27 protein-coding genes and 2 tRNA genes are annotated in these 21052 nt (G+C 39.8%); 8 read left to right on the top strand and 21 right to left on the bottom strand.

What is annotated here, in order from left to right:
- Nucleotides 1-12: 12 nt before the first annotated feature.
- Nucleotides 13-1329: a bifunctional L-myo-inositol-1-phosphate cytidylyltransferase/CDP-L-myo-inositol myo-inositolphosphotransferase gene (locus ASULF_RS04260; protein ID WP_015590464.1), complete on the bottom strand. Its 1317-nt coding sequence runs from the start codon at nt 1327-1329 to the stop codon at nt 13-15.
- A gap of 91 nt (nt 1330-1420) precedes the next feature.
- Between ASULF_RS04260 and ASULF_RS04255 the strand changes: the two genes are divergently transcribed.
- The gene (locus tag ASULF_RS04255; RefSeq protein WP_015590463.1) at nt 1421-1972 is read left to right on the top strand and encodes a GMP synthase subunit A; all 552 of its coding nucleotides are present in this window, start codon (nt 1421-1423) and stop codon (nt 1970-1972) included.
- Here the strand turns inward: ASULF_RS04255 and ASULF_RS04250 are convergent, their stop codons facing one another.
- From ASULF_RS04250 to ASULF_RS04235, 4 genes are all read right to left on the bottom strand, one after another.
- Nucleotides 1973-2374, bottom strand: coding sequence for a helix-turn-helix domain-containing protein (locus ASULF_RS04250; protein WP_015590462.1), 402 nt, complete (start codon nt 2372-2374; stop codon nt 1973-1975).
- A gap of 76 nt (nt 2375-2450) precedes the next feature.
- Complete coding sequence (locus tag ASULF_RS04245) at nt 2451-3440, bottom strand: methyltransferase domain-containing protein (RefSeq protein ID WP_015590461.1); 990 nt, start codon at nt 3438-3440, stop codon at nt 2451-2453.
- The gene (locus tag ASULF_RS04240) at nt 3437-3760 is read right to left on the bottom strand and encodes a signal recognition particle subunit SRP19/SEC65 family protein (RefSeq protein ID WP_015590460.1); all 324 of its coding nucleotides are present in this window, start codon (nt 3758-3760) and stop codon (nt 3437-3439) included. Before ASULF_RS04240 ends, ASULF_RS04245 begins: the two co-directional genes overlap by 4 nt.
- A gap of 8 nt (nt 3761-3768) precedes the next feature.
- On the bottom strand, nt 3769-4551 hold the full coding sequence (locus ASULF_RS04235; protein WP_015590459.1) for a CBS domain-containing ParB/RepB/Spo0J family partition protein: 783 nt from the start codon (nt 4549-4551) through the stop codon (nt 3769-3771).
- Nucleotides 4552-4794: 243 nt separating this feature from the next.
- Here ASULF_RS04235 and ASULF_RS04230 point away from each other — a divergent pair.
- Nucleotides 4795-4869, top strand: a tRNA-Met gene (locus ASULF_RS04230).
- Between the two features lie 145 nt (nt 4870-5014).
- Here ASULF_RS04230 and ASULF_RS11895 read toward each other — a convergent pair.
- The 11 genes from ASULF_RS11895 to ASULF_RS12120 form a co-directional block, all read right to left on the bottom strand.
- Nucleotides 5015-5185 carry a hypothetical protein gene (locus ASULF_RS11895; protein WP_169336385.1) on the bottom strand — a complete coding sequence of 57 codons (171 nt, stop codon included), beginning with the start codon at nt 5183-5185 and terminating at the stop codon, nt 5015-5017.
- Nucleotides 5161-5469, bottom strand: coding sequence for a DUF4352 domain-containing protein (locus tag ASULF_RS04225; RefSeq protein WP_144060474.1), 309 nt, complete (start codon nt 5467-5469; stop codon nt 5161-5163). Before ASULF_RS04225 ends, ASULF_RS11895 begins: the two co-directional genes overlap by 25 nt.
- A gap of 183 nt (nt 5470-5652) precedes the next feature.
- Complete coding sequence (gene flaJ, locus ASULF_RS04220; RefSeq protein ID WP_015590457.1) at nt 5653-7260, bottom strand: archaellar assembly protein FlaJ; 1608 nt, start codon at nt 7258-7260, stop codon at nt 5653-5655.
- On the bottom strand, nt 7257-9089 hold the full coding sequence (locus tag ASULF_RS04215) for a type II/IV secretion system ATPase subunit (RefSeq protein WP_015590456.1): 1833 nt from the start codon (nt 9087-9089) through the stop codon (nt 7257-7259). The genes flaJ and ASULF_RS04215 overlap by 4 nt, the downstream gene beginning before the upstream one ends.
- 64 nt (nt 9090-9153) lie before the next feature.
- On the bottom strand, nt 9154-9810 hold the full coding sequence (locus tag ASULF_RS04210) for a hypothetical protein (RefSeq protein WP_015590455.1): 657 nt from the start codon (nt 9808-9810) through the stop codon (nt 9154-9156).
- Between the two features lie 8 nt (nt 9811-9818).
- Nucleotides 9819-10541: an ATPase domain-containing protein gene (locus ASULF_RS04205; protein WP_015590454.1), complete on the bottom strand. Its 723-nt coding sequence runs from the start codon at nt 10539-10541 to the stop codon at nt 9819-9821.
- Nucleotide 10542: 1 nt separating this feature from the next.
- On the bottom strand, nt 10543-11016 hold the full coding sequence (locus ASULF_RS04200) for a phage tail protein (protein ID WP_015590453.1): 474 nt from the start codon (nt 11014-11016) through the stop codon (nt 10543-10545).
- 9 nt (nt 11017-11025) lie between these two features.
- The gene (locus tag ASULF_RS04195; protein WP_015590452.1) at nt 11026-11508 is read right to left on the bottom strand and encodes a hypothetical protein; all 483 of its coding nucleotides are present in this window, start codon (nt 11506-11508) and stop codon (nt 11026-11028) included.
- An 18-nt stretch (nt 11509-11526) separates the two neighbouring features.
- The gene (locus tag ASULF_RS04190) at nt 11527-12204 is read right to left on the bottom strand and encodes a hypothetical protein (RefSeq protein ID WP_015590451.1); all 678 of its coding nucleotides are present in this window, start codon (nt 12202-12204) and stop codon (nt 11527-11529) included.
- Nucleotides 12205-12261: 57 nt separating this feature from the next.
- Entirely contained in the window at nt 12262-12876 is a 615-nt protein-coding gene (locus ASULF_RS04185) for an archaellin/type IV pilin N-terminal domain-containing protein (protein WP_015590450.1), read from the bottom strand.
- Between the two features lie 15 nt (nt 12877-12891).
- Nucleotides 12892-13752, bottom strand: a complete 861-nt coding sequence (locus ASULF_RS12120; RefSeq protein ID WP_015590449.1) for an archaellin/type IV pilin N-terminal domain-containing protein — start codon at nt 13750-13752, stop codon at nt 12892-12894.
- A 354-nt stretch (nt 13753-14106) separates the two neighbouring features.
- On the opposite strand from ASULF_RS12120, the gene ASULF_RS04175 reads away from it, so the two are divergent.
- Nucleotides 14107-14442, top strand: a complete 336-nt coding sequence (locus tag ASULF_RS04175; RefSeq protein WP_015590448.1) for a winged helix-turn-helix domain-containing protein — start codon at nt 14107-14109, stop codon at nt 14440-14442.
- Between the two features lie 208 nt (nt 14443-14650).
- Here ASULF_RS04175 and ASULF_RS04170 read toward each other — a convergent pair whose 3' ends face one another.
- Entirely contained in the window at nt 14651-14845 is a 195-nt protein-coding gene (locus ASULF_RS04170; RefSeq protein WP_015590447.1) for a hypothetical protein, read from the bottom strand.
- A 10-nt stretch (nt 14846-14855) separates the two neighbouring features.
- Here ASULF_RS04170 and ASULF_RS11890 point away from each other — a divergent pair, with 10 nt between their 5' ends.
- The 4 genes from ASULF_RS11890 to ASULF_RS04160 all read left to right on the top strand — a co-directional run bounded on the left by ASULF_RS11890 (nt 14856) and on the right by ASULF_RS04160 (nt 16318).
- Nucleotides 14856-14993, top strand: a complete 138-nt coding sequence (locus ASULF_RS11890) for a hypothetical protein (RefSeq protein WP_169336384.1) — start codon at nt 14856-14858, stop codon at nt 14991-14993.
- Nucleotides 14994-15031: 38 nt separating this feature from the next.
- Nucleotides 15032-15190: a hypothetical protein gene (locus ASULF_RS11885; RefSeq protein WP_015590446.1), complete on the top strand. Its 159-nt coding sequence runs from the start codon at nt 15032-15034 to the stop codon at nt 15188-15190.
- A gap of 374 nt (nt 15191-15564) precedes the next feature.
- Nucleotides 15565-15637, top strand: a tRNA-Val gene (locus ASULF_RS04165).
- A 378-nt stretch (nt 15638-16015) separates the two neighbouring features.
- Entirely contained in the window at nt 16016-16318 is a 303-nt protein-coding gene (locus tag ASULF_RS04160) for a MazG nucleotide pyrophosphohydrolase domain-containing protein (protein WP_015590445.1), read from the top strand.
- Nucleotides 16319-16727: 409 nt separating this feature from the next.
- On the opposite strand, the gene ASULF_RS04155 is transcribed toward ASULF_RS04160, so the two are convergent.
- The 3 genes from ASULF_RS04155 to ASULF_RS04145 form a co-directional block, all read right to left on the bottom strand.
- On the bottom strand, nt 16728-16982 hold the full coding sequence (locus tag ASULF_RS04155) for a hypothetical protein (RefSeq protein WP_015590444.1): 255 nt from the start codon (nt 16980-16982) through the stop codon (nt 16728-16730).
- Nucleotides 16961-17947 carry a DUF7490 domain-containing protein gene (locus tag ASULF_RS04150; RefSeq protein WP_015590443.1) on the bottom strand — a complete coding sequence of 329 codons (987 nt, stop codon included), beginning with the start codon at nt 17945-17947 and terminating at the stop codon, nt 16961-16963. Before ASULF_RS04150 ends, ASULF_RS04155 begins: the two co-directional genes overlap by 22 nt.
- A 561-nt stretch (nt 17948-18508) precedes the next feature.
- The gene (locus ASULF_RS04145) at nt 18509-18910 is read right to left on the bottom strand and encodes a transposase (RefSeq protein ID WP_015590442.1); all 402 of its coding nucleotides are present in this window, start codon (nt 18908-18910) and stop codon (nt 18509-18511) included.
- A gap of 183 nt (nt 18911-19093) precedes the next feature.
- On the opposite strand from ASULF_RS04145, the gene ASULF_RS04140 reads away from it, so the two are divergent.
- Nucleotides 19094-19486: a PaaI family thioesterase gene (locus tag ASULF_RS04140; protein WP_015590441.1), complete on the top strand. Its 393-nt coding sequence runs from the start codon at nt 19094-19096 to the stop codon at nt 19484-19486.
- A gap of 296 nt (nt 19487-19782) precedes the next feature.
- On the opposite strand, the gene ASULF_RS04135 is transcribed toward ASULF_RS04140, so the two are convergent.
- Nucleotides 19783-20190: a hypothetical protein gene (locus tag ASULF_RS04135; RefSeq protein ID WP_015590440.1), complete on the bottom strand. Its 408-nt coding sequence runs from the start codon at nt 20188-20190 to the stop codon at nt 19783-19785.
- Nucleotides 20191-21052 lie beyond the last annotated feature (862 nt).

Raw genomic sequence — 21052 nt, 5'->3', positions numbered from 1 at the left:
AATAATCTTTCCTCACGATCTGGAATTCAGAGCAACGAACAGTACTGTAAGTATAACCCTCATGTTCGTTATAATTGCTATAGCCCAGAATATTTCATTAACCATACCCAATATGCAGAGAAGCATTATCAGAAAGATTCTCTCATCCCTCTTTCCTATTAGGTACTTCATCCACCTTACATCCGAGAAGATACTCCTGCCGAAGTCAGCCCTGTACTTTTCAGAAGTGTAGCTGACCATGAAGCTTCCGAATATTGCGAAAATCGCCGGATAGCTCAGGCCATAGCAGAAAGTCAGCATGGCCAGAAACAGAAAGTCCACATATCTGTCGAGGATTGAGTCTATATAGCCACCAAACCTCGATTGCTTCAGGCTTGCTCTGGCTATTTCCCCATCGCATCCATCTAGAATTGAGGATAGCTGATAGGCTATGCCTGCTAAAGGGAGGCTGAATAGCACGAGGAGGGATGAAGCTATCCCGGTAAGGAAGGATATGGCAGTCATCATGTTTGGAGTTGCTGAGTTCACGAGCATGGCCGAGATTCTCGTCGAAATCCTTCTGTTGATGTACTTCGATACCAGACCATCCCCGCTACCCTTAACGGAGTTCCTGACGATGAGCCAGTTCGCTCTTCTCAGATCATCTTTGGTATCGACATCTATCCAGAAGTAGCCGCTGAGGATTGAGACCTTTGGCTTCGCTTTCTTCATTATGTCGCTGACTGTAAGCTCCTCTCCTCTGAACTCGATACCATCGAGTATCGATCTGTCGAGGACGAAGAACCCTGTATCGATGCAGTCAAAACTGCTCAACTTCTTCCCAATATCTTCAACAACTCCATTGGATATCTTTACTTTCGTCGCCTCATTGACATCAACAAAGGCTGGCTTTGCATCACCTATCAGCCCTTCGAGCTTTACAGCTTTGTCCACGAACTCTTTGCTGTAGATGTGGTCACCCATCACAAGCACGAATTTTCCGTCGATGTGGTCTTTTGCAAGGAGAAGCGAGTAGCCATTGCCATATTCAGGATGCTCATTTCTGATCAGTCTGTATTTGATTCTACAGTTTTTCTCAAGAAACTGCTTTATATCTTCGTAATACTTTCCGGCAACTATTATGAACTCATCAACATGAGGTGATAGCAGGGTTATCGTCCTTTTAATTATCTCAATGCCTCCAACTTTCAGCAGAGGTTTTGGATAACCGCCAATTCTTGATCCAAAACCCGCTGAAAGAATAACAGCCTTCATCAGGTTCATCTTTAATATTTCGCTCGGAAGATAAATTTTACGATGTCTGTGGGATTTCAGGGAAGCATCTGACATCAAAAAAATAAAGTTATAGATATATTTAAAACATTAATTTTTTTTCAATGAGCAAAAAATTGAAATCCAATGATTTCAAATGCAAAAAAGTATGGTCAGGATATATGTTGTATATAACTACGGTCAGTACAACCACCTGATTCATCGAACCCTCAGGGATCTGGATGTCGAAACAAAGCTGATACAGAACACAACTCCTGCTGAAGAGCTGAAGGATCTCGATGGTCTCGTTATAGGAGGGGGGCCAAGCATAGAAAGAGCGGGCAACTCTTTTCAGTATTTAGAGCTTGATATTCCCATTCTGGGGATATGTCTCGGATTGCACATAATCGCCGAGCATTTTGGTGGAAAGGTTGGAAAAGGTAACATTGGTGGCTATGCAGAGGTGGAGGTGAACATACTTCAGGATGATGAACTCTTTAATGAAATACCAAGCAGAATAAAGGTGTGGGCAAGCCATGCAGATGAGGTCAAGGAGATCCCCGAAGGATTCATCCATCTGGCAAAATCAGACATCTGCAACTATGAAGCTATAAGGCATCCTGATAAACCGATATACGGCATCCAGTGGCATCCGGAGGTCTATCACTCCAGCTACGGTGAGGAGATTTACAGGAACTTCATAGAGATCTGCAGGAAATGATCAGGTCTCAGCCTCCTTGGTTTCACCTTTGAACTCATCCAGCGTGAACTTGTCCACAACCTCATTTAGCCGCTTGAACCACCTCTCAAGCTCCTCCTTCAGAATTGCCTTTAGTGTATCGATCTCGAGCGGAGTATAGATGTACTTGTAACCCCCATGTTTCAGTATTCTGTATTCCCTCTTCACGAGACCCTTCTCTAGGAGAGTTTGCAGACTCCTGTATATCCCGCTCCTGTCCTTTCTCATTATCTCCGATAGCTCATCAACGCCTATGCCTGGATTCTCGATCAGCGTGAGGTAAACCTCTAGCTCGGATATGGTCAGCTTCAAAACACACTTGACTATGTACTCGAAATCTGGTTCGGCAACTTCGAACAATCCAGTTGGCCCATCGATCGGCAACTCGCCACCCCCCAATTAACTGCACTTTACTAATACTTAAACATCACGGATATTTCAAGGTTGTTTTGTTGTAAATCTAACGATTCTGGAGAATGTATATTCTCCTGTAAAGATTTTTGTGAACTCTCTGGAAAAGCTTTCTTTCGATCTTAAAGTAGTTCTCTATCGAGTACCTCTCTTCAACATCGATGTTCGAAACGATAACCAGCCTCTTACCCTTTTTAAGTACTCTCGATATCTCCTCAAAGGATCTCTCATACAGCTCGGATAACTCTCCAAAGCTCTTGGACGATCTTAGGTATGGATAATCTGTAACAATTGCAGAAACTGTATCATCTCTCAGACTGATGTTTCTGGCATCTCCTCTGATCAGGTTCACTGGCAAATTGTAGTAAATGAGGTTCTCAGCACATCCGTACAAGACTTTTTTGAAAGCCTCGATTCCCACGAAATCTATTCCCATCAAACCTGCTTCGATCAGTATCGTTCCGGTTCCACACATTGGATCGAGCAGTGTGTCATCTGTTATGCCGGTAAAGTTAACCAGAGCCCTTGCAAGTCTTGGCAGAAGCGCTCCAGGTTTGAAGAATGGCTTCTTATCGGGTCTCCTCTCAAAGAACTGGGCTGTGTTGGTTACATGGTTCAGGATGCCGATGTGACATCTGTCCGTTATGTAAACCTTGATCGTGATATCGGAATCTTTCAGATCTATTATGGCTCCGTTTCTGTACAGTATCGCTCCAAGCTTCCTTTCCAGTTCAACCGTGGATATTGCCAGGCTTTTATTGAGCTTTTTGACCCTGACACAGACACGCTTACCTTCAAAATTCAGATCTTTAAACCTTCTTTCGAGGTAGTCTATATCCACAGTATCTATGTGGATAAAGGACTCGCGAACCATCGCAAGCCTGTCAAAAAATGTTCTGTCAGGAGGCTCACTTTCCATGATGAGTATTCTGTCATCTTCATCAACAATTCTAGCATGGGAGTATGAGTTCAGGAGGTTCAGAATTTCCAGCTTTCCGAATTCTTCATGCTCTCCTAAGAGGAGAAAACCGTATCTCATCGCTTCTTCCTTTTCTTTTTCTTCTTCCTGTCTGCCTCGCTTTTCTCTCTAAGCTCAAGTATCTTTTTCGCTATCTCGATCATAATGTGGGTTTTCTTTGCCCTCTTTTCAACGAAAATTCTCCCACCAGACTCCCACCAGCATCTGGGGTATTTTTTTTCCTCTTCAACCCTGTACTTTATCTCCAGCTCTTTGCATGCTGAAACGAGTTCGTTGAGCTTGACATTTGGAACTGAAAGTCTTCTCGGGATCTTTCTGCCTTCTTTTCTCGACTTTCTCTTATCTAAATTTACAGGCCAGATGACACACTCTTTTTCCATAATCTCACCTAATCCGTATTCTTGAATGTTATCTCCACCAGGGGATGGTGTGTGTTCTCAATAACCTCAACATCTGCGAGCGATTTCACACCTCTTTTTCTGATCAGCTTTTCAACTCCAAGCTCTACAGTGTCCGGTACCTCCAGAATATATGCCTCAAGATGCTTCAAACCCATCCTTTTAGCGGCAACAGCCCTGTGATGCCCATCTATCAGGTAGTACCTCTTACCTTTTTTCACGACAAGAATCGGCTCCGCAAGACCTCTTCGAATCTCATAAACCCTGCCTTTAAGCTCATCGGCAAAAACCTTGGTCTGGGTTGGGATCAATCTGTCGACCTCAACGTTTCCCCTCTTGAGTTCAACCTCAACATTGTGCACTTTCTCTATCGTTTTCTTGAACTTTTCAACCTTGGACGGATCGACCCTTTCAATCTGGCTCCTTATGACATCTGAATTTGAGATTATGCCAACGAGCTTACCATCCTCATCGACAACTGGCAGTTTTGAATGCCCGGTTCTGAACATAACCCTTGCAGCATCCCTCAGATCCATGAACTCCCTTGCAACATACAGCTGCCTGGCCATGATGTCCTTGATCTTGGACGAAGGATCTTTTTTCAGTAAGTCTATTGAGGAGATGTAGCCTATGACCTTTTTTTCAGAATCTACAACCGGAAATCCATCATGTCCGGTTTTTTCGATCAGATTGATCGCATCCTCAACAGTATTTTCCGGGCTCAGTGTTACTACGCTCCTTGTCATGTAGTCCTTTACCCTGAGTTTTGACACAGACCAAAGTTGAACCGAGAGTATAAAAGATTAAGGTTCATATCTCAGTGATGCCTAACTAAATTGTTATTTTTTATTTTATGTTTATTATGTTTATTGTTTTTTGTTTAACATCTTGCTATTTTTTACGGAATTAGTTGAATTTAATGCAACCGGGAGTTAATATTGCCATCATGGAATAATCAGGAAATAATCAGGACAATTACCAAAAACTTAAATATCGTAAGGCATACTAATTTTTGAAGCGGGGTGGGGTAGCCAGGTAATCCCGGCGGGCTCATAACCCGCAGATCCGTGGTTCAAATCCACGCCCCGCTATAAGCGATCTTTCCACCCCACCCTAATTCTTATAATTTGGTTAATTTCGGGATACACTGTATTCGTTAAGTCAGATACCGCTTTGACAGCAAGACTGCCACTAATCACTGGCTTTTACGATCTGTTCAAAAGGATTCACATTTGGTCAAGATACATAAAGTCCTCTATCTCTATATCCACTACCTCCCTTTCCTAAATCCCAAACAGCCAATTTCGACTTAAAAAATGAAAAAATCTGCCAGAAATCCGTGACTACCCCAAAGTCATAGACTATTTTCAATCCCGTCGCATCTACAGGAACTTCAAATACATCCACGAATTTTTTTCTCCTTTATGTAGTTCAACAAGCTTCAAATAATCTGTCAGAGAATGGGTGTAAAAACTGTAGCTGTAGATGTTTCCTTCAGAGTCGACAACTGTGGGCAGTAGGATATATTTTTCCTCTCCGATGTTTTTTATTTTCACTTCTACAACCAAGAAATTTATACCCTCTGGAGCTTTCCCCATAAAATAGGTCAAAGTAGTTTTTTGTAAGGTATCAAGAGAATCCAATGAATCGGTAAAATTTGCCTTTGGTGGATGTTTTTGCAACCTCTCCAACTTTGAGATGAAATCTCAGACTTTGAATTATTCCCCAGATATTTTTTTAATATTTATATTTGGCATTTCTGTAAAATTAGAGACGATTTTTCGGCCATTTCGATGGATTGATCTGTATGGGTTATATCAATGCATCCAGCAAACAACAAGCTTGCTAAGGCACATAACTTTAAATAATTTTAATCATTTACCTCCCACCTCCATAAACGATGGAAGCGAAAATGCGGCGTTAACTATGGGTGGTACAACCAACATCACGATACCGGAGATTATGAGAAGGATGCTACCATAGTAATACAGCAGATAATTGTTCCCACCTTTAACTATCTTTGATGCTAGGGTGTTTGAAATTGTTATTGCAAGTATTATTAAAAAAGTATATTGGTGTAGTAATTCAACCGGCAACCCCTCGAAAATACCCAAGTTCAAACCTATGGAGATGTTTTGGACAACATTTGTAGTAGAGCCTCCCATCTTGGCAAAGAAAGTTTTAAAGAGATAATCAATAAATTGTGTGAAAATTGTTAGAATCTCGGTTATGAATATCACAAGAGATGCCATCGCTGCATGTAAAGGTATTATCAACCCCAAAAAACCTGAGGATATCAGATCTCTTTTCATCCTCAATAAGACCATTTCGAGGTTTGATGAGCTAACGATCTCACTAACTATGTCAGCATCTCCGCCCAAATTCACAGCATCAACAAAAATGCTTGTGAGTTTATGTATGATGTAGCTCCCACACTCTCCAATAAATCTATCCCAACAAATTTTGGGATCCAAACCCATGGCTAGTCGTTTGTATAGTATATTAACTGGATCTTTGAGCTCTCCAAGATTTTTCTGATCTATTCTGCTGAGTGCCTCCACAACTGATACACCTGCTCCGCTTACTATTGACCCCAAATTCCTTATGAATACTGCGAATTTCTCGTCTCTATCACTAACTTTTCTATCGTCAATCTTTCCAAGCATTCCCAGGGGTAGAATCATAGCACCTGCAATCACGAAACCGAGTCCTGTGTAGTCTCTAAAAACAGAAATGTTTAGCATTGTTGGTATAACTGATATGGCTGTAAAAGATAATGCTGCCAGTACTAAGCAGATTGGTGACCATTTTTTAATCAGGTATTGCTCTCTGGATTTTACTTCCAGATTATGGGTTTTTACATCTTTGGGCACGGATCTGTAGAGCATTCCAACGCCAAATAAAGAGATGAGGAAGATGCCAAAAACTGAAAAATAGAGTGTTTGAGCTGGATCGCCAGCTTTGTATATAACAACGGAAAGTAGAATAATTACCGAAATAAGAGATGAAGAGACGAGTAGGGCCGTATAAGCATCAGCCCACTTCTTTAACGATTCAAGACTCCTTTCGAATTCATCCTTTCTGATTGTTTTGAACGCCTTCCACTCATGCTCAAGAAAATCTCTGTCGGGCTCACCGGCGGAAATGGCATTTGAAAACCTATTAAGCAAATTTTTTAACCTTTCATGCTTAACTTTTCGAGCTATTAATTCACATGCTGTTGCATAATCGTAATGCCAGTTCTGGGCTAAATCCTTTATTTTTTTGAAGTACTTGCTTGGGGCATATTCAACTTTCTCGGATGTTTTCTCGAATATCTTGTCTCTGTTTATCTGGGCAGTAGATATAGAAGCCATGTACGTGAGAATGAAGAGCAAGTCGTTGTCTATATACATCTCTTCTCTTAAAGACTTTAGTCTTTCAATTATGTTACCAAATAACTTTAACCTTCCGAGCTTAAATCCAGATGCCGCTTCCGTCATGTCCACTTGATCTTAAGCAATCCACTCTTCTGAATCTTGGAGATTGTGTTGAAAAGTTCATAGAAGCCCGTTATACCTTCTTCGTGCAACCTCTGCAGAATCCTTGCTCTTCTCTCAACTTCTTCGTAAATTATCCTTCTTTTGTTCATCGGAATGCCAAGTCTTGTGGCTATCTTCTGCTCCAGTAGATATGAACTGCCGTGACCACTAAACACAAAGGTGTCTGTGACCGGATCCCAGGAGAAAGCTTCTACAAACGAAACTCCTCCTTTCTGCGGGTTGTAACCCACGATTTCGTTAACACTCAAAACTCTCCTTACAAGTTTTCCATCTGGTCTTTTGACGATGCTTTGTATGATTACAAAGTTTAGGTTGTCAATGTAGGTTTTAGGGACGTTTATCGGTTCACCTGTAAGCCTCTGTATTAGCTTTTCCACGGTTGCAGCATGAAATGTTGACATGACGGGATGTCCGGTCTGCATGGCTTGGAATGCTATGTTACCTTCAATACCCCTAATTTCACCAACTATTATGTAGTTTGGTCTCTGCCTAAGAGCAGCTTTAAGCAGGTCGAACATCGTTACATCTGAACCGCTCCCTTCACCGATCTTACCCCCTCTGGTGCTACCCCTTGTAACTTCCCTAGTCCAGTTTTTATGTGGTACCTGCAATTCAGGCGTATCCTCAATCGATACTATCTTTGCATCGGGAGAAATGAAGGTTGTTATCGCATTCAATGTCGTTGTTTTTCCGCTTGCAGTCTCTCCACAGATGAAACCACTCATACCTTCAGAAATGAGCAGCCATAAATAGCCAGCGATCATGTAATCCATCGTTCCATTCTCTATTATTTGTAGAATGCTGAGAGGAGTTTCACTGAACTTTCTTATGGTGAAGTTCGTCCCATTTTTACTTATATCATTCCCGTAAACTATATTAATTCTCGAACCGTCGGGCAAAACAGCATCTACGATTGGATCTTTGTAGGTTATAGGTTTCCCAATTCTCTCAGCAAGCTTTATAGCAAATCTATTTAGCGTTTCTTCATCTCTGAACTCCATTACACTTTTTAATCCCTTAAAAATCTTGTGTTCTACGAAGATTGGTCCCAATCCATTGCATGTTATATCTTCAATGTACTTATCCTTTATATAGGGCTCTAAAATGCCCAAACCAACCTTATCTCTTATTAACGCATACTCCAAAGCCTTAAATTGCTGATATGTCACATAAACACGATTGCCCATATTGCTGTTACTTCTTAAGAATTTAAGCATTCCAGATTCATCTCTCATAAATTTACTCAATTTCTTTTCATCTGTTACAGCACATATCTTTCTTAGAGCCTCCTTAAGAATCCTTTCCTTTTCCTCCGGCTCAGAGGGATCAAACTCAATCTCAGCCAGATAATCGACAAGTCTGATCTCAACTTCTTTTAGAAGTTCATCAATGCCCGTTAATAGTGTTGGTTCGATCGGGATGTAGTAGTTTCTCACATCGTTTTTATCTGGGTATATATGGATGTAAATCTGATCGTCTGCAGGATAGATTAAATTGGGATTTTCCAAATTTTCAAGTTTCTTATCGAGCTCGGGATAGTATCTAGGTATCCCCACTTTATCAATTGGAAGCACGTGCAGATATTCAAGCAGGTGGAGATTCTTTGCGACTTCTCTTTTCATTTCATTTGGCAGCAATCTGTAGATTCCACATCTTTTTAGATCTATGTGATTGTGGCTCTCATAGTTACTGGGATCAAAAGGAAAGTTTGCAGCGATCCCATTTAGTTTTGCTGAACGATCATTAGTTTTAGGTTTTCTCAGTAGCATCTCTATCCCTCCATATTACAATAATAATGATTACTAAAAAAAACTTGTTGATGGTGTTTATGGTTTAGCCTAGATATTTTTCATAATGTTTTATTCTACTCAAAATCTCTTTTAACTCGGACTCAAGTTCGGCTGTATCAAGCTTTTGCCCTTCCAAATCTCGCATCAAATTAAGCTTTTCCTCCCTTTTTATTGAAAGCTCTTTTTGCAAGGACTCAATCAGACTATCTTTCCCTTTTACATCATTTTCTCCTATGTCCTCTTCCATCCCCGTGTTGAATTCTTCAGGCAACGCCTCATTGACCTCACTAGTTGGTTCGAGCTCGGTCAGATCATCAAAGTCTATGTTTTGTATCCCAGAGTTTTGTATCCCAAAAGTGATATTCTCCTCGATGTTCTTCCCCACTAACGCTCCACTGTGCATCTTATCAATCAGATTCTTTTCAGCCGATACCTCTTCACTCCTCTCCAACTCTTTCTCAACACCCGTAACCTCTCTCAGTTTCTCATCGATCTCTTTTAGTTTTTCTTCTTTCCTCTTTTTTCTTCCTTTAAAATCAACTATAAATTGTAGAATTCCTTTTTTCGGCTCATTGCCCTCTGATTTTGCTTTCTCCCTCTTTACATCATAGAGTGCTGTGATGCTGATAACCAAAACTGCCACAACCGATCCGATGATGATGCTATAATCCACAGTCAGTGCACTAAGCATCTGTAACATAGCACCACCTATGCCCGAGCTTCTGAGAGAGGCATTATTTTCAAGCCAAATCCTGGGCGTACTTGAAAGCTTACTATATTTCCTGTCGTTTTTCTTGCTCCTCTAACCTTAGCAACTTCAATAACGTTAACGTATCGATCTCCAACCTGTTCTTTTCTGAGGAAGAGGTGACAATCGCATGCAGACCTTATTCTGACAAGTGTGTCTTCCTTGAATGCATGCTGGTGCAGAGTAATCAGAATTGTCTTTCCTTTATCGCAAAAATTCTTCAACCTCGTTAAAAACTCAAGAATATCGTCTTCAGTAGAGTATGTGGTAAACATCGTCAAAGAATCAATTATTACCACATTCTCCCGTGCAGTTTTAATGTGATTGGCAACCAGGCTTAGTATTCTTTTCATCTGATCATGCGTCCACTCAACGCCCTCGAAGTGTATTGGAAAAACTCTTAGATATCCCCATGCATAGAACTCTGAAACATCTAAGCTTAATGATTCCATCTGCTTTAAAAGGCTCTTTATCGTGTTCTCAGTTGTATAATAGGCAACACTGTGTCCCTGATGCAGGCCACCATACGTAAACTGCTGGCTTAAAACACTCTTTCCTGTGTCATTTTCACCCTCTATTAAAGTTAAAGAACCTATGGGAATCCCACCTCCAAGCTTTTTATCTATCTCCGAATTCCCGCTTGAAAGTATGCTTTTTCTTTCTTTTTCAATTTCAGCGATCATCTCAACCACCTATCACATACCTTGAAGCTGCACAAACGCCATTAGGTGTGCAAATTTTCATCCAAACTACTGTACCCTGTTCAAAAGGTCCATAGATAAGCATGGCCAAGGTCTCTCCGGGGTCAAGAATACCCGGATTAATTGTTTCGTTTTCAATGGTTGCTTTCCAATCTGTTTCATATCTGAGGTATTTTGCTTCGTTGTAAACAACTATAACATCCATCAAGCCGAAATTGTCTATTTTTGTGCTTCCGGAGTTAAAGACACTCACATTGATATCTCTGGTCAAACTGTTCCATTCTACACTTTTTATTTCAATCCTTGTTTGTATTCGATCAACTGCTCTTTTGTGCAAGTCTTCACGGCTCGAATGGGCAACTTCTATAAACATACTCGCTCCGATTGCAAAGGAATATACGATTAACATGAGTAAAGCGAGTGATATTGCCGTTGCAATGAGGACTTCAAATCCCATGTCCATCACCTAAACGGAGAAAGTATCTTTGGTTGAAACACCGTTGTAAAGAATGAAATTAGCAGTGTACTCCCCAGCTGGCAGAGAGCTGAGCTGAACAGTGATGTTAATCGTTTCTCCATTCTCCCAGTAATCATCACCATCTCCATTTTCAAAGGAGTATGTCCATGTTGGAGGTGAGGAATCATTATATGGAACGTGTAGATACATAGATGAGGAATATATAAATAGATCACTTTTTTCGATGAGAGTATTAGGAATTTTATTGCTGCCTATGTTTTTGATCCAGATGTTCACCGTGTCTGTGGAGCTGCTAGCAATTACGAATATAATATCCACGTTCGTCTCAACCCTTTCGTTGAGATTGTTTGCGAGGGAGGTGAAGGAGCTGGCCATTTGAGCCAGAGAGGGAAATACAGCATTAATCAAAGCGATAGTAGCTATTATGCTTGCAATTACCAGCAGTGATGTAGTTATTACCTCCCTCGCCATATGGCATAACTCCTTCAGTCAGACTCTCTTATCCAGCATCAGCTTCAAAACCTTAGAATCGAGAGAAGTATCTTCAGGATTTAGTATAATATATAATTTGTACAGATCTATAACGGCATCACTTATATCTCCATCCCTGACCAAACTTGACAGCATCACCACAACTTCTTTAACCTCAGGAGAGATGTACCCAACCATTTGAAATACCTCAACAAGCTTTATTAGTGTTTCTTCGCCATACCTCATGACCATTTCATTCGTCCATTCTACCAACCTGTGGAGTGAGATCGGATCGATTTGTTTAGCTTTAATTCTGAAGTCTTTTGGCATATCTTCATCAACTTTTTCTTCATCAACTTTTGGAATCCTTTCTTCTACATTTAGTAGCTTCGACATTTCTCCTGAAACATCCTCTTCTCCCTTTTTCTCCTCTTTTCCTCTCTTTTTTTCTCCGTCTTCTTCGATTATTGGCGTAGGAACACCCTGAACAGTTTGAACGCTGCTAAGGGGGTCTGTAAGTTTTTGCAAAATCTGGAATGGATTTTCGAGGTTGTTCATAATCTCTCTTAGATCTATGAGCAGCTTTTTGATCGATCCCTTGAGCATGTTAACTTCTTCTTCAAGCTTAGCTATTCTGCTTTCTGGAGTGTCTGTTCCGGTATCTGCAATTATTTGGTCTATTTTACCTTCTACCATTGGTTTAACCTCCTTGGATAAAAAATGAAAATTAAAATTCTCAAAGTTAGTACAGTATTAGTGCAGCACCATTACCTGATCTATGTATGGTGGAACTGTTCTAACCACTGTTAATGAGGCACCTTGGGGTGGCTTGATCTCTATTTGGAACTTTTCGTTAACCGTTAAGTCATCATCAGTTCCGAGTGCAGAATTAACGTCTATCACTATCTCAAACTTTTCGTACTTCTCCAGTAAATTGTCACCGTCTCCGTTAAGGTCAGTATAAGCAAATGTTGTTGCAGTTGCCGAACTTCCTTTTGTAAGAACCTTGTGAGCATCTGCTGTTGTTAGGGCTATAACCATTTTATCCACATCGACTGGTGTTCCTCCCGAAGCGAGCTGTATGAATAATTTCACTTCATTTATCTCATCACTAGTACCATCAGTGTCGGCATCAGAAGAATCTTTTGTAGCTATTACATCCCCAGTAAGCTCTATCGAGCTACTTGCCTGCTGCACACCAGTATGCACAACTTCCTGACTCTTCTGAGTCGTGAAGAATCCTGCTCCAAGCATTACATAGCTGAAGACTGCTGCAACCACTACGAAAGCTATCAGGACGATGGCTGCTTCAAGTCCTGTAAATCCTTTTTTGTCCTTAAAGAATTTTTTATTAAAATGTCTCCTCATCGAGTTTCACCCCCCTCAGTACACTACATAGTAGTCATTTGTCGAGAGTTCTGCGGGTAATGTTCTAACGATTACCAATGTAGCACCAGTGGGTGGCTTCAGCTCCAGCTGAATCTTTTCGTTTGTTTGTGGGAGGCTACTTGGATAATCTGTACCTGCAGTACCTGGTTCAGTATACCTGTAATTTGCAGTGTAAGTTCCGTCTGCAAGAGTGGTGGTAATTGCACCAGTACTGTAGTCGATGTCACCCACATCCGTGCCATCACTCTGTACTATGTTCCCATTTCCATCATCCATGTAATAGTTGTTACTGGCATCCTTAAGACTCAATGTACCCGGGATTACAGGAAAGTTCGTTAATGATCCTGAGCCCGTCGTGATAGTCACCGACTCTCCAGTTACGGCTGTAACTTTTTTATCTAAATACACTGTTATCTTATACAACTCGTTCTTCTCGACTAAGTTATCTGCAGGAAACTCATTTGGCTCTCTCACTATACTCGCATATGCCCAGGGTATTTTGGAGAAAAACTCATCGTCATCCTTGTACGATATTATTGTTTTGTCCAGGTCAACCGGTGTACTTCCTGCAGTGACAGTTACGTAGAAAGTTATCGTATCTACTGCGTTTGCAATAGTGTCATCTCCTTTCACGACAACATCTCCAGCAAGCTCTATCGAGCTACTTGCCTGCTGCACACCAGTATGCACAACTTCCTGACTCTTCTGAGTCGTGAAGAATCCTGCTCCAAGCATTACATAGCTGAAGACTGCTGCAACCACTACGAAAGCTATCAGGACGATGGCTGCTTCAAGTCCTGTAAATCCTTTCTCATCCATTCTTATTTTTTCCCACATATTCTCCACTCCCACCATTATGCACTAAAACAATGGATGACAAAATATATAAGTTTTTTTCTCTATATTTATGATAGTTTTTTTCTAAGTTAGAATTATTACTATGTAATTTCAAATTAAAATTATTAGTATGTAATTTCAAAAATGTAATTTGATACTGAAAGTGCAATCGGGCACAGCAATAGACAATAAGGATTGAAGTTATAACTTAAGCATCAAATATTTTTATATTTTAAAATTTAGAAATAACTATTTCAATATTGAAAATTCACTTATCTAATTATCAAATCCTATGAAAAGGCATAAATAGAGCTACGGCACAATAATCGATTGCATAATTGTGGTTATTATAATTAGCATGGGGTGATGTGCATGATGAAGCTACCATCTCAAAAAACACTCATCGCATCGAACGAAGGTGGAACGAAGGATGTGGAAAAAATATTGAAAGTCGTTTCAAGGAGCGGCGTCAGTACAATTTTGTTTGCTCTTGATAGATATCCAATGAGGTTTTCTCAGCTCATGTTTGAAACTAGACTGAATCCGGGAATTTTAGACAGGCATTTAAAATCCTTAATGCAATTTGAGTTGGTCGAGAAGGGCGATGAACTCTATACTCTAACACCAAAGGGTGAAAAGATACTAAACATAATAAACCAGATATTCGGACTGCAAGAAGTTGAACCTCAAAAACAGAAAAAACCTTGAGAATTTTTTATGTTGCCTTTGTTTTTTGCTGGACATTGACATTTTGACATTGTTTGGTGCATGAAAACCTTGATATAATCCTAATTTTTAGCTGGATCTATTTAAAACTCAAACCATCTTCTCCAACCCTAAACCTTGCAAATCCCAATCAGACATCCATAACTATGCTCTGGTCAACGCCAGTCGTGTAATTTCCTCTTCACGTCTCTCAACCTTCATAGTCATCCCATTTTACAACTTCAACAAACTTCCTGTGAACATTACATCGAGGTCTATGAACTTGTAAAAGCTCACCAAATGAAATTCTATCCTTGGATCCAATTTTTATTACTCTGGCCTTCTCAAGCAGTTCTGCTTCTGCGGAGAGGTTTTTGAAATGGACTCGTAGTGTCAGCACCCCCATCCTGGTTTATATGGACGGAAAGATTCTATGTGCTTTAGACTTTTTTGAGGATGTAACACGAGTAAAAGAGAAAGAAGTTCAAAAGCTCTTCAAGTTCATCGAAGGACTGTTCAGGGAGCTGTCAACTCCGGTTATCGATACAAACTGAACAGAAAGATTATATTATTCAGTTGTTTATAGTAATATATGGCAGCAAAGGATTTGGGGCTTGCAGTATTAGCGGTATTTTCTGCAGTAATGCTTGCATATAAGTGGCTTTCCTTATATGATATGGTGGATATGGGTGTAATATTTTTTGCAGGATTGTTATCCTTTTCCATTGTCGCATTGATTTTGAGGAGGTAGTTTTGTTGTTTGTAAAATAAAAAGCTTTGTCTGTAATATCAAGATTAAATCTGCTATCTCAGATGGCATTTCCGCTGCTGCAAAGCATACGGATTCAAGGATATGTATTTACTACAGGGATGGGATTCCAATGGTTATGATGTTCTTGTATATTTGATCTCTCCTGTAGTTCTGTATATAGACTTGGCTTAAAACCGAAAGATTGTGGTTTTTCAGGCGCTTTTCTGGGAGTTCCTGGATTATGAACCGGGGTTGTTAGGTGTTGGATTTGTTTAAAAAAGGTTGATTAAAAGGAGACCCTAACAGAGATAATAGAGGTTTTAAGAAGTAATAACCAAAAATTTCATAAACTGATTGTGTTAAGTTTGTCCCAAGGGCTCGTAGTCTAGCGGTTATGACGTCGCCTTGACGAGGCGAAGGTCCCCGGTTCGAATCCGGGCGAGCCCACTGGACATTTCCAATTTTAAAAATCTGGATTTCTATGTCAGTCTCCAAATAGTCCGGAAGTTTATCGATAGTCTCGAAGCGATTTCTGAAATGCTCTTTTAGAAATAAATGGTTCTCTCTTGAAATTCTGATGTGCAAATCAACTATTTTGCTGGCTTCTTTTGATGATCTCCGCTTTTTCCTTGTTGATTCAGAATATGTTCCATATTGTTCCGCCTCCAAGCAAAATGCCTTTTCTTTTGATCTTTGATAAGCTTCATATACTGGTTGCAGATCTGGAAAGTATCTACCTTGAGGATTTTTAAAGTCTGTTGAATTGGTGAGGGGATGTGTTAGTCCCATCATCAAAATTATAAAGGTGCCAGCGTAACCTAATTTATGGAGATGGAAGAATTCCAGAAACTTGCCATAGAGACGGTCAATAAAATCGATAAAAAACTGAATTTAAACCGAGATGCCCAGCTTACGCTTTCTCAACTGATTGAGGAGCTTGGAGAATTAGCAAGAGCGATCAATTCAGAAAAACTTAGGAATAAACGAGCTGAGAAAAAAGAGCTGGAAGACGAATTTGCCGATGTATTTCTGCAGTTAGTAAAACTGGCCGATCTGTTTGATGTTGATCTGGAGAAGGCTGTACTGGATAAAATTGAGGTTCTTATAAAACGACACGCTCTGGGATGAAATATAACTTTTCTTTTTGGAGTAGTTATTGATTTATCTGCAAGAATAATTTTTTCACCAATTCCAAGAGTTTTAGAGAAAACCTTTTTCTGGATAGTGGGAAAAAATGGCTCAGTGAAACGCGCAGAACATCTATTATTTAACAATCCCCGCTTTTTCTGTCATCTTTCAGGTGGTGCTTCAAGCATGCTTCAGCCTTACATAACTCTGCTTGCAAGGTGTTCTTCGTGCATAATCTCAAGCATGTCTTTTAACAACCATTCTGCCACCATGTTCTTAGAGATAGCGAGACGGGATGCATAGAAGTGTAAAAATCATATATAAAAAAGCACCGAGAATGGCAAGAATGAAACCGAAACCCCCAGGACTCCTCATTTAAGCACTCATAGGAAGAAAAATAAAAATCAAATCATGCTTTCTTCCACAGTCTTTCTCTTCTTACAAGCAAATTCAAAACATATATAGTTATCACCAGTACTCCCAGATTCAGTAGCGTTCTATAAAGTGGGGCATACTTGTAATCGACCCAGATTTGTATTAGATCGTTAATGGAGCTGTATAACCCCCATACCGCAATCATCAGCATTAATACCACGAATGCTATGAATACCCTCCTCAGCACGTCTTCAATGTTGAATCCAGTTATCTTCTTCTCACCATCCATAAAATGACACCTCCTGCAAGAATTGCAGATACAACTTCAAATCCTGGCATTGCTTTATCTGGCGCTGCAGGCACTGGATATCTTTCCTCCATAGGTGTTGGCGTTGGCATAGGTGTTGGATGTGGAGTCGGCTTTATAAACTCAGTAATCTCAAATTTCACTTTCTCTTCCTTCACATCCTCCGGCACCGCCCTCGTTGGTGCAAGGTTGAGTCCCTTACTCCATGTTTTAAGCATTGTTCCATTTCTCCACACCTCGAGCTTGACGATGTAGTTGTAGTCCTTTGGAACGCTGAATACTGTCTCAACAAGCAGCGTTTTACCCTTACTAACTTTCTGCATCTCAATCCAGCTTTCATTGGCAAGAACATTCGACTCGTGCTGAATTGCCTTTATGTGAAACGTTACATCATCGTAATTCTCGAGAGTTTCAATGTAGAATCTTGCCTTGATTATCGCCATTCTGTTGTCAACTCCAGCAACCTCAAAATCAACGTCTTTTAACGTCATCTTAAGCTCCTTGCTTTTCGGCACAAGTGTTTCAAGCCCGCTTAAAGACATACCCCTCACAGCCAGCAATTTATTATCCTTCCTCAACTCAAACCTGATGTTGTAGCTTCTATCCTTCTCTAATGCAATCGTCACGTTCACCTCTGAAAGACCTTCCTCGCCTTTCTCCGGAATTTTCGCCCATATCCTTTTGAGCAGGATGCTGGTTTTCATATCATACACACCCACAACCAGTGATGCGTTCTTCACACTCTCTGAGCGATAAAGTGAGATGAGAAACTTCATCTCAGCATGGCTATCATTGATTTTCTCTGCTTTGACATCGATGTTTTTTATTTCTAGATATTCACGCCTGTACACTTTTTCTTCTTTGAAAATATCCTCAACGAAAAGCGGTAGTATGAATGCAAGAAGCAAAATTATTGCTATGATCGCTGCGACTACTTTGCCATTCATGATCTCACCAAATACTATTATGTTTAGCTCAAGTTGACACACAAACTACTTATTTTTTATGATTTTATTTGCGGTGAGGGTTATGGGGCAATTTTGTCCCAAAATCGAACTTTTGGTAACATCTTTAAATCTTTTTATGTAATCTGACATCAATTTCAATGTCATAGCAAGAGTGTAAGGATAAACACTTCCAATATGTGTCTGCAAACTCACCACTCAGCCAGCCTCTGTAATACCTTCTTTCCCTAAATCCCAATCGAATGAGGATTGCAATGAGAAGTAGAATAGACGAATTTGCAACAGAAGTCCTTGCAAACCTGTATTTTGTCCATAAAAAGCCCACATTTCCACTTGAGCAGGTCTTCTACTTCCGATCTTTCAGATTTTAAATCATATCTCTTCAAACAGTCAACAAGTATCTTTATAAGCTTTTTTGAAGAAAATTATTTCTTTAATTTTATTTTCGATGAAATAAGTCAGAGGGGGTTGAGGTCATGCTTAATAACATGTTCAAACTCATGTTTTCCTTCAACCAGATAACAGGAACCACCTTGTACTCCTTTAAAGCAATTGTTCAAGCACATCCTCAAAGATATGGCTGTCGTGAGTATTTGCTGGATAGATCAAAAACAGCAGAGGTCTTTTTGTTCTGTGATCCACTGCAAAAGCGAGTTTGAAACCAATAAAGAACTTGTTGCCATCGTGTCCCCATTTATAGTCTTTCTTGAGATCTTCGTTTGATTTCCTGTTTTTCTGCTTGTTCAAATCCAAGTCTATTCTTGAAGTATCCACTACGATCTTAAAGCATCCTCTACCAATTTTACCGAACAAAGAGCTGATCATCTGCTCTATAGCCTTTCTGAATGACTCTTCTTCTAATTTTGCCACGAAATCGTAAACTTCTTTTATATCTGGAATATAAGATAAATTCAAAAGCTTTCTCAGTTTTTCTCTCTTCTTCAATTCTTCAACAATGTAAGAGCTCTAATCTGAAAAATACTGATGGTCTGTATTGGACTTGATATACACAAAAAAGTATTCGTATGCAGCTTGTACATAGATAGTCAAAATAACTTTTAGAATTTCCCAACCTGGTTGCCCAGATATATGGCATCGCTTAAATAGCTCTGAGCTTATAAACAAGACATGAATCTCTTTGATGAGCTTAGCAAAGACAAGTTCAGAGAGTTCCTAGGAGTGGAGATCCTAGAAATTTCCGAGGGATATGCAAAAGTTAGAGGTGTTGTTAAAGAAGGTTATCTCAACTTCCACGGGACAGCTCACGGCTCTTACTTAATGAGTCTTGCAGACTTCGCCTTTGCAATTGCAGCGAATTCAGATAACATCAGGAGAGCGGCAATTTCAATTAAAATAGACTTTTACAAACCAGCTTACGAGGGTGATGAACTTACAGCGGAGGCAAGGGTAGTTCATGGTGGTAAGAGAATAGTTTTCTGCGAGCTTAAAGTGATGCGGGGAAATGATATAGTCGCCAAGGGAGAGGCGATTGCATATGGAAAGGGAGATAAAATTCATTAGACCTCTTTCAGATGAAGATAGGACGGAAATAGATGTATTGAGGGTTTGTGGTTCTTAAATACAGGAGTTGGTATTCTACAAAGCACACCCTACAAGAACTTGGTATCGAACAGTCCAAGGGCTTCATGGTGCTAAAGAGGTTGTAATCGACGAGATTCCAGATTAGGTTGTAGCAAAGATAACATAAAAATTATGGCAATAGGCATAATCACGAAATTAGAAGTGCATGTCCTATAAAAGCAATGGCTAGTTGACCAATGCGGGCATGGAGCACTTCGGAAGAGCTTGATGCGATATCATTGCTGTTTTCGAACATCTAGTGACTTAAGTAACAGCTGAAAACACATACCTGATTTTCTTTCGAAAATTTCCACATTGACTCCATAAACTTTTACAATATTCTCCTTAGTTGAAACATCAAGCCCGGAAGGGATCAGGTCAACTCCGGACGATCGGCGCTGGCGGGGTAGCAGAGAGGAGAGCGAGGAGAGATACTTTCCGCAAAGCGAATCTATCCGAGGCGACCTTATTTCAGCAAACTCCTCGTATCTATCACTTCCCTCTGCAGTCTTTTTTATAACATAATTAAAATCTTCAATAAGAGTTGACAAAATCTTGTTGTATCTGCTGTCGAACCATCTAACGTTTGGTAGAGTTCTTTCAACCATCTTCTTTAGCTCTACTCTATCTACGTTTCTTTTCACCTAGATTACTGGAATTATTCTGTAGTTTAAAGGTAACAAAACGTTGTCGTAGGCGAAAAAACTAGCATCTGCTATAACAACCTCTATCTTGCCACTTTCAGTTCCCAAATTCGATATTACCCTTTCTTCCCAAATCTCCTTCTTCTTGTTCTTCGGATAAATTTTAATATCGACAACCGAGAAATTGGTCAGATAGAGCAGAGTGCAGACAATGTATCTTACCTCAACACCTCTAACAGAATCGTAGCAGAACTCTGCATCGAAAATCTTTTGTCTTCTTTCCGTGTCTTAGTCTGTTTAAATCTACCGTTGCTACTGTTGTATCCAGTCTGTAGATTTCATCCACTTTTCCTTAAACATTCCTCTATTATTGTATTGTTGATTCTAACTTTTAGTATGGAGTCTTTTCCTGAAATCTTCGTAGCTTGAGAATGTTTTGAGAACTTTTAAGTTTAAAATGTCTTTTAACTCTTTGTCTACTCTAAGATTTGAGTAAAAGAGAATCGGAGGATAGCCAAAGAAGAACCTAATAGTTTCAACAGTATAAAACAATATCATAATCGATTAAGTAATCACCATACTTTTCTTTTCTTCTGAATAAACCTCTTGCTTTTTCTGAGACAGCTTTGGCAAATTCTATTGCTACAATTCTAAATTTCTCTTCTGCTCTCCACTGTTTATTTTCTCAGCTAATATGACTTGGAATCATGAAAAGCAACTAGACTCATCTGTTTTTAAATTTTTCTATTTTTTTTGGATTATTTTCTTGTTTTTATCCTCTATTTCTGCTAGTATTTGTTTACACTTTGTTGGAATTGAAAGATAAAAATTTAGACCTTGATGAGAGCTCAGTTAATTTTAT

Origin of the sequence: Archaeoglobus sulfaticallidus PM70-1 (assembly GCF_000385565.1) — an archaeon.
GTDB classification, from domain to species: Archaea; Halobacteriota; Archaeoglobi; order Archaeoglobales; family Archaeoglobaceae; genus Archaeoglobus_A; species Archaeoglobus_A sulfaticallidus.
This window is presented reverse-complemented; position numbering and strand designations above follow the sequence as displayed.